This window comes from Paraburkholderia sp. Ac-20347, from assembly GCF_017104805.1.
Classification (GTDB): Bacteria; Pseudomonadota; Gammaproteobacteria; order Burkholderiales; family Burkholderiaceae; genus Paraburkholderia; species Paraburkholderia tropica.
In genome coordinates this window covers 1-481 of record NZ_JAAGPN010000619.1, presented here as the reverse complement: position 1 = coordinate 481, position 481 = coordinate 1, and the positions used below count along the sequence as shown (strand labels likewise).

Genomic DNA, 481 nt, shown 5'->3' with positions numbered 1-481 from the left:
ACCAGTTGCAGCGCGGGCACGCCCAGCGCGTTACGGTTGTGCTCGATGAAGCGCTGACGCTCCGCGTTCGCTTCGATCGCGATCGCGCGGCAAGCGGGATGCGCGCGCATCCATTCGATGCCGATCGAGCCGCTGCCCGCGCCCACGTCCCAGAGCAGCGCGCCAGGCGTCGGCGCGAGGCGCGCGAGCGTAAGCGCGCGCACATCGCGCTTGGTGAGCTGGCCGTCGTGCAGGAAGGCGTCGTCGGGCAGGCCGGGCGTGAGCGTCCAGGCATCGGCGCGCCGGGCGTCGTCGGCCTCGCATTCGAACGCGACCAGATTGAGCGCGGCGCATTCGTCCGCGTGCCATGCATCGGCGCGGCCTTCGATGCGACGTTCGAGCGCACCGCCCAGATGCTCGAACACGCTCAGGCGCGTCGCGCCGAAACCCTGCGCGGCGAGCAGCGCCGCGAGCGCGGCGGGCGTGCGGCCGTCGGCGCTCA

General features: G+C 72.8%; 1 pseudogene. It reads right to left on the bottom strand.

The features are described 5' to 3' along the window. Positions 1-481, bottom strand: a pseudogene (locus tag G3N97_RS39050) (bifunctional cobalt-precorrin-7 (C(5))-methyltransferase/cobalt-precorrin-6B (C(15))-methyltransferase); the annotation flags it as partial.